Below are 15,582 nucleotides of genomic sequence, written 5' to 3' on the forward strand. Positions count from 1 at the left end.
GCGATGGCGACCTCAATCACGCTGATGCTGTGGCGACGATCTCATCAATGGACGAACCGGCTTCGGCACTGCGAAGGTACGTCTGGTACAGCGCCGCATAAGCACCGCCCTGATCGATCAATTGGCTGTGAGGGCCTTGTTCGACCAGGCGCCCCTGACGAATGACCGCGATACGGTCGGCATCGCGGATGGTGGCCAGGCGATGGGCGATGATGATGGCGGTGCGACCTTCGCAGAGTCGGCGAAACGCTCGCTGGATCCGACGCTCGGTATGGATGTCGACGGCAGAGGTCGCTTCGTCCAGAACGAGCACCGCCGGGTCTGCAAGGTAGGCGCGCACCAGGCAGACCAATTGCCGTTGCCCATGACTCAAGTGCCCACCCAGTGGCCCGACTTCGGTCTGGTATTGGTGTGGCAAACGCTCCAGCACTTCGTCCGCGCCCAGTTCCCGGGCTGCGGCAATCAGACTCGCGTCATCGGCATGGGGCGATGCCAGACGCAGGTTGTCGAGGATGCTGCCGCTGAACAACACATTGTCTTGCAGGACCACGCCGACGTTACGCCGCAGTTCATGTTGGGTCAGGTTGCGAACATCAATGCCATCCAGCCTGACTGCGCCCGACTGCACTTCATAGAAGCGCGTGAGCAACTGCACCAGCGTGCTCTTGCCATGACCCGAGGGGCCGACAATCGCCAGCACCTCACCGGCAGGAATGTGCAGGTCAAGATCGTTGATCACCGGCGACGCACTGCTGGCATCGTAACTGAACCGCACTCGTTCAAAACTCACTTCACCTCGAGCTTTGCCCACGCGCTGCGGTGTAGCGTTGTCGTTGATTTCCGCACGCGTGTCGAGCAACAGGAAGATTCGCTGTGCCGAAGCCGAACCCGTGGCATAGCGTTCGAACAGGTCCGACAGCTCCTGCAATGGCCCGAGGAACAGGAATACATAAAACAGACTCTCCGCGATCTGGCCCACGGTCACATCCGCCTGCGCCAGACCGTAAGCGCCCACCAGCAACAGCACTGCCATGCCAGCCGAGCTGAGTAGGGCGGTAAAGGGTGCGAACCAGCCGGACCGCAGGCTGCCGCGGATCAGCGCCTGATTGAAGTCATCCAGCAGACCGCGATAGCGCCGCAGGTTCGGGGCTTGCTGGGCACACTGCTGCAACATGCGCGCTCCGCTCACACTCTCCACCAGATGCGCGGTGAAGCGGCTGCGGTTCTCCGCGACCTTGGCCCAGTTGCGCTGGGAGATGCGTTTGAAACTCCAGGTCGCCAGCACCAGCAAAGGCACCGTGGCAGCGAGGCTCAGAAAGAACCGTGGATCGATTCGCCACAACATCACTGACGCCAGTGCGCAACGCAGCAAAGCGCCCAACAACTCGGGTGGTCCCTGGATCAGCAACGGTTCGAGGGCATCGACATCCCGGTCGACACGGGAAATGATCCGTCCGGCCTTGGTCCGGTCGAAATAGCTGACGCTCAGGCTCTGGACATGCGCAAACACCCGAACCCGCAGGTCATTCAACACCCGGATCGCCGCACTACCGGCCACGAACTGCGAAACCCCCGCGAGTAGAAAGCGCCCGAGCCAACTGGCCGCCAATCCCAGGCCAAGCCAGAGTACGAGTCGCTCATCGAGCAACCAGTGATCGTTGTGTTGAATCAGCCCTCGGTCGAGCAATTCACGGACGAACCAGGGGCGCAGGAACACCGTGAATACCAGCAGCAGCTCGATGCCGATGACGCCGACAATGTGTCGGCGAATCGGTTTCAGCAGCGGTAGCAGCCGACTGAACATGCTGCGGTCGAGGGCTTTTTTGGCCAGCATTTCTTCAATTTCGATATCGCTCAAGGCTTTGCCGGCGATTGGGTTAGCCATGATCGATCCCTAGCAGGTCGCGGTAATCCGGATGGGTCTTCAAGAGTTCAGCATGGGTGCCGCTGGCGGCGATCCGGCCGTCCTGGAGCATCAGCACGCGGTCCGCCAAGAGGATGGTCGAGAGCTTGCTGGAGATCACCAGCAAGGTGGTGGCCCGGCCTTGATCACGGCGCAGCTGACGAATGTTGTTCAGTACCTGGCGTTCGCTGATCGCATCCAGCGCACTGGTGGCATCGTCCAGGCACAGGATATCCGGCTCGCCGAGCAGCGCTCGGGCCAGGCTCAAGCGCTGGCGCTGACCTCCAGAAAGCGTCACGCCACGATCACCGAGCGGCGTGGCCAAACCTTGGGGCAGACGTTCAAGTACGTCTTCAGCAGCCGCCAGGCTCAAGCCGTGACGCAACTGTTGGTCGCTGGCGTGTGGCGCTGTCAGGCGCAGGTTGGCCGCGAGCGTGTCGGAAAATAAAAAGCTTTCTTGCGGCACCACATGCACCCGGCGTCTCAATTCGTCCAGGTTCAACTGACGAATGTCCTGCCAGCCCGCACTGTCCGAACCGATCAGTAAACGACCGGAACTGATATCGCTCAAACGCGGCAACAGGCTGGCCAAAAGGCTTTTACCGGTGCCGGTCGCACCCACCAGAGCGACGATCTCTCCGGGCTGCAACGTCAGCGAGCAGTGACGCAGAATCTCAAGCCCACCACCCGGAGCGCTGACGCTGACGTGCTCCAATTTCAACCCCAGCGGCGAATCGGGCAGGCTGTTGTCACCACTTCGAATCGCGGCCGGTTCGTCCAACAGTTGCCAGATGCGCTCGGCGCTGGAACGGGCATCGGCGAATGTCTGCATGACGCGGCCGATACCTTCGATGCGAAACACCAGGGTGGTGGCGATCAACAGGGAGGTGACCAATTCACCGATTCCTAGTTGGCCGGTTGCCACCAGATGAGCGCCGTAAATCAGAATCCACACGTGGCCCAATGCAACGACTGCCTGGGGCAGGGGGATACGCGAGCTGGAATAGGCAAGGGCTTGACGGGCGTGGTCGGCGAACACCGCCACTTGTGCGGCGAAGCGCTGACTGCGGCTGTGTTCCAGGCCAAACGACTTGATCACGCGCACGCCGCTGATGCCCTCGCTGAGGTCTTGATTGACCCGGTCATAGGCTTCGCCAACGGCTCGATCGAGACTGACCAGTCGTTCGGTCTGGCGCACGAAAATCCATAGGCCGAACACGGTCAGCAGCAACGGAACCAGACCCAGTAGCGGGTTGTACCAACCCAGCAGGCCGACAGCTGCCAGCACCACCAGTGGCGTTTCCACGACCTGCCGCCAGAAGCTGATGAGCGCATCGCGAACCTTGTCGGCATCGCGGGTGGTGCGCGTAATCATCTCGCCCATACCGTGTTGCCAGTGATAACCCAGGTGCAGCGTTTGTACCTGTTGCAGGATGCGTTCGCGCAGACGCGTCAGCAGTTCCTGGCTGAGGACCAGCGACAACACGCTGGCGGCGTATTGCAAAACGCCACGGCCGAGCGCCACGGCGAGCATCAGCCACAGCCAGTACCAGCCGAGGCTGGCATCCAGGCTGCCATCGGCATGCCGGATCACCGCGCGACCGGCGCTGACATCGTTCACCGCGTGCCCGATCAGCCATTGCTGCCAGACCAATCCGAGGTTCGCTGCAATGAACAGCGCCGCTACCAGTGCGAAGCGCCAGGGCATCTCCCGGTAAATCGCCAGGCTGCGCAATAGAGGGTGTTTTTCGATCATGTAATTGCTCTGTGATAAGTGCCGCACCGCACGCACCTGTAGGAGCCGGCTTGCTGGCGATGGCGTCTTTGATTGCGGCGCAAACTTCTTAGGCCTCATCGCTGGCAAGCCAGCTCCTACAGGTTTTGCGGTGTTTTCAAATTTCCCTTGTAGGCGCCGGCTTGCTGGCGATGGTGTGGTCAAATCATCGCCCGGGGCTGGTGGCGCCCTGTTTTTCCTTGGCATTGAGGATTGCGGTGTACTCGCCCGGATCGACACCATTGAGGTAGTAGTTGCCGACGTGATGCAGGCGCCAGCGGATCGGGTCGTGGGTGGTGTGGACCCGGGCGTTGCGCCAGAAGCGATCGAGGTTCCATTTGGTCAGTGATGAGCTGGCGCCGAGCAGGGAGAAAATGTCGCTGGAGATCTTCAGCGAGGCCGAATCAGAATGGGCGCGGGCAGTGGCCACCGAGAGAATCAGTTCGTCCTGCAATTCCTTGTTGTCCGGGTCCAGTTCGTGCTGGTCAAACACCCGTGCCGCGTCCCTGAGCAAGGATTGCGCGCCCCGCAAGGCCACGGCGTATTCGCCGATCTGCTTGATGATGTGCGGTTCTTGATTGGCCTGATCGACGCCGCTTTCCACCCAGGGTCGGGCGTTGTGATTGAGATATTGCACGGCGGCCGACAGCGCGCCCTCGGCAATGCCGGTGTCGATGGCCGCATGGAGAATCTGCGGGAAGGTCAGGCCTGTGCGTTTCATCGGGCCTTTGCGCTGCGAGACGAAGCCTTCGTCAAGTTCGATGTTGTCGAAGATCACGGTGCCGCTGACCGAGTTTTTCTGGCCAAACGCTTCCCAGTCATCGACCAGGGTCAGGCCTTTGGCGTTGCGGTTGAGCAGCACCCCGGCACCGCCGTCATCGCTGGCCGCCGTCAGGGAGATCCATTCGGCCAGATAGGAACCGGTGGAGTAGAACTTGCTCCCATTGAGGATCAGCTTGCCGTCGGCACGACGCTCGACTCGGGTCTTGAGCGCGAACTTGTTCTTGCCGCCCACTTCGGCCAAGGCATTGCCGAAACGTTTGCCGGCCAATACATCGCGGATCAGCCGGTCGCGGATCTCATCGGAATACCCGGTGAAAATCCCCCGCAGCATAACGTTGTGGATTTGCAGCAACTGGCCGACTCCGCCGTCGGCGACTGAAATGAGGCGCACGGTTTCGACGATGGTTTCCACCGAAGCACCGAGTCCGCCAAAAACCTTGGGAACGCCAATGGCGGTCAGGCCGCTCTCGGACAACAGTTGTGCCTGACGCTTGGGCAGTTGGCCGTTCTGACTGGCATCGGCGGCGATTTCGGCAATCTCCAGGGCGATTTCTCTGGCCACGGCGATGGCTTGGGCCTCGCTTTGCAGCAGGCGAATAGGGGCCTGCTCCTGGGTCAGTTGGCCGGCGGGATGATGTTCAACATTGCTCATTGGTGTACCTCTGATAATTGATCTGCTGCCCATGTGAAACCCTTGTAGGAGCCGGCTTGCTGGCGATGGCGTCCTTGAGTGCGGCGCAAGGTTCGAAGGCCAATCGCTGGCAAGCCAGCTCCTACAGGTTTTGCGGTGTTTCAAATTTCCCTTGTAGGAGCCGGCTTGCTGGCGATGGCGTCCTTGAGTGCGGCGCAAGGTTCGAAGGCCAATCGCTGGCAAGCCAGCTCCTACAGGTTTGTCGGTGTTTTCAAATTTCCTTTGTAGGAGCCGGCTTGCTGGCGATGGCGTCCTTGAGTGCGGTGCAAGGTTCGAAGGCCAATCGCTGGCAAGCCAGCTCCTACAGGTTTTTCGGTGTTTCAAATTCCCCTTGTAGGAGCCGGCTTGCTGGCGATGGCGTCCTTGCATACGGCGCAAGGTTCGAAGGCCAATCGCTGGCAAGCCAGCTCCTACAGGTTTTGCGGTGTTTCAAATTCCCCTTGTAGGAGCCGGCTTGCTGGCGATGGCGTCCTTGCATACGGCGCAAGGTTCGAAGGCCAATCGCTGGCAAGCCAGCTCCTACAGGTTTGTCGGTGTTTCAAAATTCCCCTTGTAGGAGCCGGCTTGCTGGCGATGGCGTCCTTGAGTGCGGTGCAAGGTTCAAAGGCCAATCGCTGGCAAGCCAGCTCCTACAGGTTTTGCGGTGTTTCAAATTCCCCTTGTAGGAGCCGGCTTGCCGGCGATGGCGTCCTTGAATGCGGCGCAAGGTTCGAAGGCCAATCGCTGGCAAGCCAGCTCCTACAGGTTTGTCGGTGTTTCAAAATTCCCCTTGTAGGAGCCGGCTTGCTGGCGATGGCGTCCTTGAATGCGGCGCAAGGTTCGAAGGCCAATCGCTGGCAAGCCAGCTCCTACAGGTTTCTCGGATGTTGATAGGGCCTTGAGCAAGTTCTGCGCCAAGGGCTTGAAAGCGAGCCAGGCGGAGGGGCTGGAGTGGCGAAGGGGTGTCGTGTGCTTCTGGAGAAGCAGCGCGATTGCGCCGATTGCTCGACCAGCAGCAGTCGCCGCGCAACGCTGCTGGCAGGCCAGCAGTTGGGAGGTCGGCATTGGCGTGCGAAGGTCTGAAGGCCTTTGAAATCGGGGTTTTCAGCTTTTGGCACGGGCACTGCAATAGCTCTGGCAACAGTCACCGCGACTGACTTCTAACCCGATGGAGCTGCCCATGACGCTTGCTGCCAAACAACCCCGACCCGATACCCAGACCGATCTGGACCAGATCTGGTTCACCCGTTGCCCAGTGCCGACGGCCTCCGGAATCGCCTACAAACTCGGTTGGCTCAGCGACGAATTCGCCGCCGATGGCCTGCCGGTTTCGACCTTGCAGGAGGCCCGTCAACTGGGTCATCACCACTACGATCACGAACTTCCGGGGCTGTTTCGCGAAGGCGGAAACGTACCGGCATTGGCGGCACGGGCGGCCGGTGCGCCAAGTCGCTTGATCGGCCTGACCTGGATTGAAGAATGGCAGACCATCCTGGTTCGCCCGGACTCCGGCATCAGCCGGCCGCAGGATCTCAAAGGCAAGCGACTGGCGCTTCCCGCCTGGGGTGAAACCCGTCCTGGGAGCATCGCTCGGGCCATGAGCCTGCACGGCTACAAAGGCGCGCTGAGCCTGGCCGGGCTGGGGTTCGATGATGTCGAGCTGGTAGAAGTCGCCCTGCAGGACCAGGAGCGTGCGGCCAATCCGCAGGAAGGGTTGCAGCGTCTGTGGTCGGGCCTCGATTACCTGGTTCGCGGTGAGGTGGATGCGGTCTACGTCAAAGGCGCTTCCGCCGCCGACGCCGCGCGGCGTCTCGGGCTGGTGGTGGGTATCGACCTGGATCTGATCGCCGAGCCGCGCTATCGCATCAACAACGGCACGCCGCGCCCGATCACCGTCCACCAAAGCCTGCTCGACAACCATTTCGACCTGGTGGTGCGTTTTCTCGCGCAAACCCTCAACGCCGCTGACTGGGCTGCCAATAACCGCGAGGCACTGAACGCGATTCTCGAGGAGGAAACCCGCGCCGGCAGCGCCGGAGTCGCCGAGGCCTATCGTGGCGATTTCCACACCACGCTGGCACCGGATCTGTCCTCGCAGCGACTGGAGTTTCTCGATACCCAGAAAGACTTTCTGTATCTGCACGGCTTCCTGGAACGCGATTTTTCCATCGCCGACTGGGTTGATCCGCGTCCATTGCAAGCCGCCCATGAACTGTTGGCCAAGCGCCGCGCCTGAATCTGGAGATCTGCCATGACCGTACTTATCAACGAACAATTGATCAGCGAAGAACTGAAGAACTTTATCGACAAGGTGCTGATCGAGGCTGAGGAAGCCTTCACCGTATTCCGTGAAACCAACACCATCACTGCCAATGGCACCGTCGGTTTCGTCGAACGTGTACCGGGCCAGGAGCTGCTGGTGTCGGTCAACTACGGCGGTCCATGGAATTACCGCAAACCGCTGCAAGCGACGGTCACCGATTTTGAAGGCAAGGTGATCTACGGCAAAGGCAAGGGCGGTTTTGGTCGCTACACCAAACTGTTCCAGCAGCATGCCGACATCACCACGGTGTCCCATGTGCATTCGCCGTACCTCGGCGCGTGGGCGCAGACCCATCGCACCCTGCCATTTCACTACGTGCCGGTGCAGCGCTACCAGCTGGCCCGGGAGCTGCCGGTGTACATCGACCGTCGTCAGCCGGAAGTCGATTTCATCCTCGACAAGATTGCCGAGAACCCCTTCAACCTGGCGATTCTTGAAGCCAACGGCGGCTCCACCGTGTGGGGCAAGCAAGGCTTGCGCGCCACCGCCGAATTCATCCTGTTGCTGGAAGAGGGCGCGCAACTGCAATTGCTCGCCGATGCCGTGGGCGGTTCCCGTCCCTATGGTCCGGGCGTTCTGACCCAGCAATGGAAAATGAGCGGCCTGTACGAACACGCTACCGAACTGGGCCTGGTGCCAGCGATCGATCGCCGCACTTGAACCCGGTATTGGATGGCCCCATCGCCAGCAAGCCGACTCCTACAAGGATTGGGTTTTCACGATGCATCGGGTTTACGCGATTGAACTGTGGGCGGCTGGCTTGCCGGCTCCTGCAGGGATCGGGTTTGTAGCGATGCATCGGGTTTACGCGATTGAACTGTAGGAGCCGGCTTGCTGGCGATGGCGGCCGAACGGTCGACACATAAACAAGGAACACGCCCATGGCTGTAAAAATTCTCTGGTACCTCACCACCCCCGACGGACCTTATCCGTGGGAACCGGAAGGGCGTTGGAAAACCGATTTCGAACATTTGAAGCAACTGGCTGTGGCCAGTGATCGCCTGGGGTATTACGGGTCGCTGCTGGGTTCCAGTCCCAACGAAAGCCTGGCTGTTTCTGCCGCGTTGATCGATGCCACCCAGCGCCTGCGTTTTCTGGTGGCGCAGCACCCCGGCGAGTTGTCGCCAGCGGTGTTGGCCAAGTGGGCGCTGACGTTCGATCAATTTTCCAACGGCCGTCTGTTGTTCAACGTCGTCAACGGCAACGACGCCGGCCTGGCTACCCTCGGCGTGCATTACCCGCACGATGAGCGCTATGACTTCAGCCTCGAATACTGGCGCGCCTTCCAAAACTTCTACGCCGGCGACACCTCAGGCTATGACGGTCAATACGTCAAACTCGCCCCTCGCTCGCCAGCGGCTGCCAGTCATCCCTTGGGCGGGTGGCATCCGCCGAAACAGAAACCCGGCATTCCTTTGTGGGGCGCTGGCACCTCGGGCCCTGGCATTGCCCATTCGGTGCAGTTGCTCGACGTCTACCTGAGTTTCGCCAACACCCCACCAAAGCTTGGCGAGAAGTTTCGCAAAGTGGCGGCGGAGGCGGCGAAGATCGGCCGTGAGCTGACCTTCGGCACGCGCCTGCAAATCATCGTCCGTGAGACCGAAGAGGAAGCCTGGGCTCATGCCGAAAAACTCTTGCAGCGTACGTCGCTGCAAACTGCACGCACGGCCATCGAACGGCAACTGCCCCCCGGCCAAACCCTGGAAAGCTTCCACAGCGACGACCCGCAAATCCAGCGCAACGTCGAAGCCATTCGTGCAGGTCGCCTGCCGAAGGCACGGGATCTGGAGATCTACCCCAACGTCTGGCTCGGCCCGAGCCTGTTCGGCTTCAATATCCTCGGTCCGGCCGCTGGCACTTATCTGGTAGGCAGCGCCGAGCAGGTCGCCGAGCGCATTCGTGAATACGAAGCGCAAGGCACGTCGGCGTTCATTTTCTCAGGCTTCCCGTTGATCGATGAAGCGCACCGCGTGGCCGATCTGTTGTTCCCGTTGCTCGACCTGGATCACGGTTTCGAGGTGCCGCGCCTGCGGGCTGAGACGCCGGTTCTGCAACGCGCCAACGTAGTCGAGCAGGCCTGAGGAGTCAGTCATGAGAGAAGGATTTTCCCGTCGCAGGTTTCTCGGTAACGGCCTGGCGGTCGGCGGTGGCCTGATACTCGGCAGCAGCCTGCTCAGCGGTTGCGACAGTGGCGCGGCCGTCAGTGGCGCAGCAGCGTTGTCCAGCACTCCGGTGCGCGGCGGGCGCTTGCGGGTGGGCATCATTGATGGCGACCAATCCGGCAACCTCGATGCGCACAAACCGGTGGGCGGCGGGATCATTCGCGGCTGGGCGTTGTACAGCAAGTTCTGGGAATGGAACACCGATGTCAGCACGCGTCTGGCCCTGGCCGAATTTGCCGAGCCCAACGCAGATGCCAGCGCCTGGACCATTCGCATCAAACCGGGGTTGGAGTTTCACCACGGCAAGAGCATTGGTGCCGACGACATGCTGTTCTCGATCCTGCGCCTGACGGACCCGAAACTGGCCTCGCCATTTGCCGGGTTGGTGGGCGCGATCGACCGCAATGCCTTGCGCAAACTGGACGAGCGCACCATTGAAATTCGCTTCAAGGAGGGCCAAAGCTTCTATCCGCTGGATGAAACCTTGATCAGTTTTGGTGGCATCGTCCCCACCGATTACGACCCGATCAGCAATCCGGTGGGGGCCGGGCCTTATAAGCTCAAGAGTTTCATTCCGGGTCAGCGCTCGCTCTACCAGCGTTTCGAAAACTACTACAAACCCGGTCAACCCTATGCCGATGAGCTTGAAATCATCGAGTTCAAGGATCAGGTGTCCCGCGCCGCGGCCTTGCGAGCCGGACAAATCGATGTCGCCAGCGGCGTGCAGGCCGAACACAGCGCGCTGCTCAAGGCCGATTCACGTCTCAAGTTATACGCCTCGCCTAGCACATCGTTTACCGGTTTCAACCTGAATCTGGCCAAGGCGCCGTTTCAGGATCAGCGTGTGCGTCAGGCATTTCGGCTGCTGGCCGACCGTCGCGAACTGGTCGACCGTGGGCTCAATGGTTTCGGGCGGATCGCCAATGACCTGTATTCCCCCCACGACCCGACTTACAACCACAGCATTGCCCAGCGACCGTACGACCTGGAACAGGCGCGTTCCCTGCTGCGCCAGGCTGGGCAAGACGATCTGCGGGTGGAGCTGACCACCACGCCGGGCCCGGGCGTGAATGCGGCGCTGGTGTTCGCCCAGCAAGCAAAAAAAGCCGGGGTCGAGATAAAGGTCACCCAGGTCGATGGCTCGGTGTTCAACGGCCCGCAACGGGAAAACTGGTTGATATCGCCGGGCTCGACGCCGGCTCGGGGTTTCCTGGCGTCGGCGCTGCATAACGACGCGCCGCAAGCTATTTACAACCGCAGCAATTTCCACGATGAGCGCTTCACTTCGCTGTACCAACAGGCTCTGGCGCAGCCCGATCTGGAGCGGCGCAAGCTGCTGGTGCATGAGGCTCAAAGCATTCAGCACGAGCGCGGCGGCTTACTGATCTGGGGCTTCAATGACGTGCTGGATGCTGCCTCTGTTCGGGTCGGAGGGTTGGCGCCTGAACAGACGACGTTTGCTTCATGGCGTTTCGATGAGATGTGGGTGAACCATGCCTGAGCCATCCTGCAAAACCCCGCGCACGCCAGCCTGGTTGTCCTGGTTCATCGGACGATTGGGCTATGGCCTGCTGACCGCATGGGTCATCAGCCTGGTGGTGTTCATTGCCACGCAGGCACTGCCCTCGGACCCGGCGCGGGTGATCCTGGGCCCGGACGCACCGCTGGAAAGCATCCTCACGCTGCAAAAGCAGTTGGGCCTGGATCGGCCGATTCTCGAGCAATACCTGCGCTGGCTCGGCCACGCACTGAGCGGCGAGTTGGGCGTGTCGCTCGACTCCAATGCGCCGGTCGGCAGCATCCTGTTCGGCCGCTTCGGCTACACGTTGGCGCTGTTGGCAGGCGTGATTGCCGTGGTGGTGCCAGCGGCGTTACTGCTCGGCGTATCACTGGCCTTGCGGCGTGACAGTCGCCTGGATCGCTGGAGCCTGTCGCTGTTGATTTTCCTCAAGGCCACGCCGGGTTTTCTCTTGGCCATCGGCCTGGTGTTGCTGTTTTCCATGCCGCACATGGACGTGCTGCCAGCGGTGTCGATTCTCGACCCCGACAAATCGCTCCTGCGCCAATTGCAGTTTCTGGTACTGCCCGTGCTGGCCCTGAGTCTTTCGGCCTTGCCCTACCTCACGCGTATGGTGCGGGCGTCGATGATCGAAGCGCTGGAGTCCGACTATGTCGTCGCTGCCAGATTACGGGGGATTCCCGAGTGGCGAATCGTCTGGCGGCACACGTTGCCCAATGCATTGATTCCGGCGATCCAGGGCGTAGCCCTGACCTTGCGTACGCTGATCGGCGGGGCGCTGCTGGCCGAGGTGATTTTCAGCTATCCGGGTATCGGCACCTCGTTGAACTCGGCGATTCAGATGCGCGACTTGCCGATGGTCCAGGCCATTGTGCTGGTGATCACCCTGGGCGTGGTGCTGATCAACCTGTTCGCGGATCTGCTGACGGTGCTGCTGACCCCGAAACTGCGTACTGCACGGCGGGTAACCATGATCCGGCGCAATCGTCGGGGCATCCAGCCCTGGTGGCGTCGCTCCCCATCCAAGGCGCCTTAAGAGGTGATGCATGACTGACTCCCGACGTTTGCGCTGGCAACTGTGGCTGGCGGAACCGCAAACCCGCAAGGGTGCGCTGATCACTCTGTCGGTGGTGGTGCTGGCGTTGTTTGGCCCTTTTTTAGCTCCACACAGCCCGACGGAAATGGTCGGCTCGGTGTACGGCGCACCTGTGGGTGCAGCATGGTTGGGCTATGACTTCCTCGGGCATGACGTGTTGTCGCGCTTGCTCAGTGGCGGCCTGTCGGTGCTGTGGATGTCGGTGGCTGCGGCCTCGATCGCACTGTTGACCGGTAGCACGCTGGGCCTGTTGGCGGGATTTTCCCGGCGGCGCCTGGACCAATTGATCACCTGGTTGGCGGACGTGTCGCTGGCTTTTCCCGACCTGATTCTGGTGCTGTTGATCGTCTCGATGCTGGGGCGCGCGCCTTGGCTGATCGTGTTGACCGTGTCCATCGCGTTCACACCGGGAGTGATTCGCCTGGCCCGTGGCAGCGCGGTGGCAGTGGCGGGGCAGGAGTTCGTCGAGGCTGCGCAGATGATGGGCTATTCGAAGCGGCGGATTCTGTTCAAGGAAATCCTGCCGAACATCCTCACGCCGCTGCTGGTGCACTTCGGCAACATGTTGACCTGGGGCGTGGGCATGCTCTCGGGCCTGAGTTTTCTCGGTTACGGCGTGGCCCCGCCGACCGCCGATTGGGGGCTGATGATCAATGAAAATCAGGCGGGGTTGCTGGTACAGCCGTGGGCGGTATTGGCCCCGGCGATCCTGATCGGCATCTTCGCCTATGGCACCAATATTCTGGCTGAAGGCATCGGCCGCAGCACCTCACGGATCGGAGACAAACAACCATGAATGCCATTGCCGGGATCGAGGCGCGCCCCACTGTGGCGAGCGCGCAAGTGTTGCAGGTTCGGGAACTGCGCGTCGAGTTGGCGGGGCAGATCGATGTGTTGTCGGGCGTGACCTTCAGTCTGCAGGCCGGAGAAATTCTGGGATTGGTCGGTGAATCCGGTTCGGGCAAGACCACGCTCGCCACCGCGTTGTTGGCGCATGCCCGGCGCGGCGCGCGGATTGTCGGTGGGCAGGTCGAAGTGTCCGGTCAGTCGTTACTGACACTGCAGGGCGAAGCCTTGCGCCGGGCCCGGGGCAGTCTGATCGGCTATGTCGCCCAGGACCCGGCGACCGCGCTCAATCCGGCGCTGCGCATTGGCAGCTTGCTGCGTGAAACGCTGGAGGCGCATCAGACCGGCCTCGATCGCGCCGCGCAACGGCAGCGCATCGTCGAGACCTTGCGCGATGTGGGTTTGCCGGAAGATGCAGAGTTTTTGCAGCGTTTTCCCCATCAACTGTCCGGTGGCCAGCAGCAGCGGGTGATGCTGGCGCTGGCGTTCGTCTTGCGCCCGGCGCTGATCGTCCTCGATGAGCCCACCACCGCGCTGGATGTCACGACCCAGGCGCACATCCTGGCCACGTTGCGCCGGTTGTGCAAAAGCCTGGGCGTCGCGGCGGTGTATGTGTCCCACGACCTGGCGGTGATCAAGGACCTGGTAGACCGGGTGATGGTGATGTACGCCGGGCGTCTGGTCGAAGTCGCCAGCCGCGAAGCATTGTTCAACCGGCCGGCTCATCCCTATACCCGAGGGTTGTTGGCGGCGATACCGGATGTGGCGCAGCGCCGTGAATTGCTGGCGATTGCCGGGCATGCACCGGCACCGGGGCAACGGCCGCCAGGTTGTGCCTTCGCACCCAGGTGCGCACGTCGCCTGGCCGGGTGCTCGACGGGTGAGCCACTATTGCAGGACCTGTCGTCACAGCAGCGGGTGGCCTGCCTGTCCCCGCATCTTCAGCCCTTGACGCCGATTGCTCAAAGCCCGGTGTTGCCCGTCGCCGAAGCACAGGCGCGCACGCCGCTGCTGGAAATCAAGGACCTGAACGTGGCCTACGACCGTCAGGTGTTGTTTGACGTTTCTCTGCGCGTGGCGGCGGGTGAGTGCCTGGCGTTGGTCGGTGAGTCCGGCTCGGGCAAGACCAGTCTGGCGCGTGCCGTTGCCGGGCTGGGCGAAAACGCCGAGGGCGAGTTGCGGTATGCGGGCGAGTCGTTGAGCCTGTCGGCGCGCAAGCGTGACGGCGGACAGCGTCATCAGATCCAGTACATCTTTCAGAATCCGTATCGGGCGCTGAATCCTCGTCAAACGGTTTTCCAGACCCTGAGTGCGCCGCTGGAGCACTTTTTCGGCATCAAGGGTGACGCGGCCCGGGTGCGCGTGGATGCCGTGCTCAAGCGGGTTTCTCTGCCGGGATCGATGGCGTCGCAGTATCCCCACAGCCTGTCCGGTGGCGAGCGCCAGCGCGTGGCGATTGCCCGGGCGCTGATTTGCGAACCAAGGCTACTGATCTGCGATGAAATCACCTCGGCATTGGACGTCTCGGTGCAGGCGTCGATCCTGGCGCTGTTGCGGCAACTGCAAGAAGAAGGACTGACGCTGCTGTTCGTCACCCATGACTTGGGTGTGGTTCGCGCCATTGCCGACCGGGTGTTGGTGTTGAAATTGGGTCGTGTGGTGGAGCAAGGGCGGGTGGATGCGGTACTGGACCAACCGCAAGCGGCCTATACGCGCACATTGCTGGAAAACTCGCCGACATTGCGGTGACGCCAATCGCCAGCAAGCCGGCTCCTACGGGGATTGTATTCACAACGATCCATTGTAGGAGCCGGCTTGCTGGCGATAGCGGCCGCCCAGAAACATCCAGAACCAGAGCTTGACGACGATCTTTCTCCTGCCTACTAGCCTGTTGTTTTTGTCTCAAACACAGGAGGGCAATGGAATGCCTGATCTTCCCCACGCCAATCGCCTGCGCGCCGGGCGCTATTCCCAATCCGGGCAAATCTACCTGCTCACCGCCGTCACCTATCACCGTGATCCCGTATTTGCCAATTGGCGTACGGGGCGTCTGGTGGTGGATCAATTTCGCCAAACCCAGGCAGAAGAATGGGCCGACTCACTGGCGTGGGTGGTCATGCCCGACCATTTCCATTGGTTGGTGGAACTGAAGAACAGCACGCTGCCGGCGTTGATGCTGGCTACTAAATCTCGCAGTGCACGAGCCATCAATGCCCACCTGGGACGCAGTGGCCGCCTATGGCAAAAAAGGCTTTCACGACCGGGCAATTCGACGTGAAGAAGATTTGCTGGCGGTGGCACGTTACGTCATTGCCAACCGCATACCAGCAGGCCTTGTCAGGCGAGTACATGATTACCCGTTATGGGACGCGAAATGGCTGTAAGAGCCGGCTTGCCAGCTCCTACAAGGGATGGTTGTGAACAAGGTCCTGTAGGAGCCGGCTTGCTGGCGATTGCGATGGTGGATGTGCCGCCGTCATCGCTGGCAAGCCAGCTCCTACAAGGG

10 protein-coding genes and 1 pseudogene are annotated in these 15,582 nt (G+C 61.3%); 8 read left to right on the forward strand and 3 right to left on the reverse strand.

The genetic code is table 11. The features are described 5' to 3' along the window. Nucleotides 1-16: 16 nt before the first annotated feature. From QYH43_RS09805 to QYH43_RS09815, 3 genes are all read right to left on the reverse strand, one after another. Nucleotides 17-1,885, reverse strand: a complete 1,869-nt coding sequence (locus tag QYH43_RS09805; protein ID WP_095057696.1) for an ABC transporter ATP-binding protein — start codon at nucleotides 1,883-1,885, stop codon at nucleotides 17-19. Next, nucleotides 1,878-3,659: an ABC transporter ATP-binding protein gene (locus QYH43_RS09810; protein ID WP_095151358.1), complete on the reverse strand. Its 1,782-nt coding sequence runs from the start codon at nucleotides 3,657-3,659 to the stop codon at nucleotides 1,878-1,880. Before QYH43_RS09810 ends, QYH43_RS09805 begins: the two co-directional genes overlap by 8 nt. Before the next feature lie 184 nt (nucleotides 3,660-3,843). Beyond that, nucleotides 3,844-5,112, reverse strand: a complete 1,269-nt coding sequence (locus tag QYH43_RS09815; RefSeq protein ID WP_301156948.1) for an acyl-CoA dehydrogenase family protein — start codon at nucleotides 5,110-5,112, stop codon at nucleotides 3,844-3,846. A 1,198-nt stretch (nucleotides 5,113-6,310) separates the two neighbouring features. On the opposite strand from QYH43_RS09815, the gene QYH43_RS09820 reads away from it, so the two are divergent. The 8 genes and pseudogenes from QYH43_RS09820 (at nucleotide 6,311) to QYH43_RS09855 (ending at nucleotide 15,460) form a co-directional block, all read left to right on the forward strand. After that, nucleotides 6,311-7,366: an ABC transporter substrate-binding protein gene (locus QYH43_RS09820; RefSeq protein ID WP_301156949.1), complete on the forward strand. Its 1,056-nt coding sequence runs from the start codon at nucleotides 6,311-6,313 to the stop codon at nucleotides 7,364-7,366. A gap of 15 nt (nucleotides 7,367-7,381) precedes the next feature. Beyond that, a complete protein-coding gene (locus tag QYH43_RS09825; RefSeq protein ID WP_301156950.1) occupies nucleotides 7,382-8,113 on the forward strand; it encodes a class II aldolase/adducin family protein in 732 nt (243 codons plus the stop codon). Nucleotides 8,114-8,334: 221 nt separating this feature from the next. Beyond that, complete coding sequence (locus QYH43_RS09830; RefSeq protein ID WP_301156951.1) at nucleotides 8,335-9,534, forward strand: LLM class flavin-dependent oxidoreductase; 1,200 nt, start codon at nucleotides 8,335-8,337, stop codon at nucleotides 9,532-9,534. Between the two features lie 10 nt (nucleotides 9,535-9,544). Then, nucleotides 9,545-11,116 carry an ABC transporter substrate-binding protein gene (locus QYH43_RS09835; RefSeq protein ID WP_095057702.1) on the forward strand — a complete coding sequence of 524 codons (1,572 nt, stop codon included), beginning with the start codon at nucleotides 9,545-9,547 and terminating at the stop codon, nucleotides 11,114-11,116. Continuing rightward, nucleotides 11,109-12,170 (forward strand): ABC transporter permease, encoded by a 1,062-nt coding sequence (locus QYH43_RS09840; RefSeq protein ID WP_301156952.1) that lies wholly within the window; start codon nucleotides 11,109-11,111, stop codon nucleotides 12,168-12,170. Before QYH43_RS09835 ends, QYH43_RS09840 begins: the two co-directional genes overlap by 8 nt. 10 nt (nucleotides 12,171-12,180) lie before the next feature. Beyond that, nucleotides 12,181-13,026, forward strand: coding sequence for an ABC transporter permease (locus QYH43_RS09845; protein ID WP_301156953.1), 846 nt, complete (start codon nucleotides 12,181-12,183; stop codon nucleotides 13,024-13,026). Beyond that, the gene (locus QYH43_RS09850; protein WP_301156954.1) at nucleotides 13,023-14,825 is read left to right on the forward strand and encodes an ABC transporter ATP-binding protein; all 1,803 of its coding nucleotides are present in this window, start codon (nucleotides 13,023-13,025) and stop codon (nucleotides 14,823-14,825) included. The genes QYH43_RS09845 and QYH43_RS09850 overlap by 4 nt, the downstream gene beginning before the upstream one ends. A gap of 175 nt (nucleotides 14,826-15,000) precedes the next feature. After that, nucleotides 15,001-15,460, forward strand: a pseudogene (locus tag QYH43_RS09855) (transposase). The last annotated feature ends 122 nt before the right edge of the window (nucleotides 15,461-15,582 follow it).

Source organism: Pseudomonas sp. C32 (assembly GCF_030417915.1).
Taxonomy (GTDB): Bacteria; Pseudomonadota; Gammaproteobacteria; order Pseudomonadales; family Pseudomonadaceae; genus Aquipseudomonas.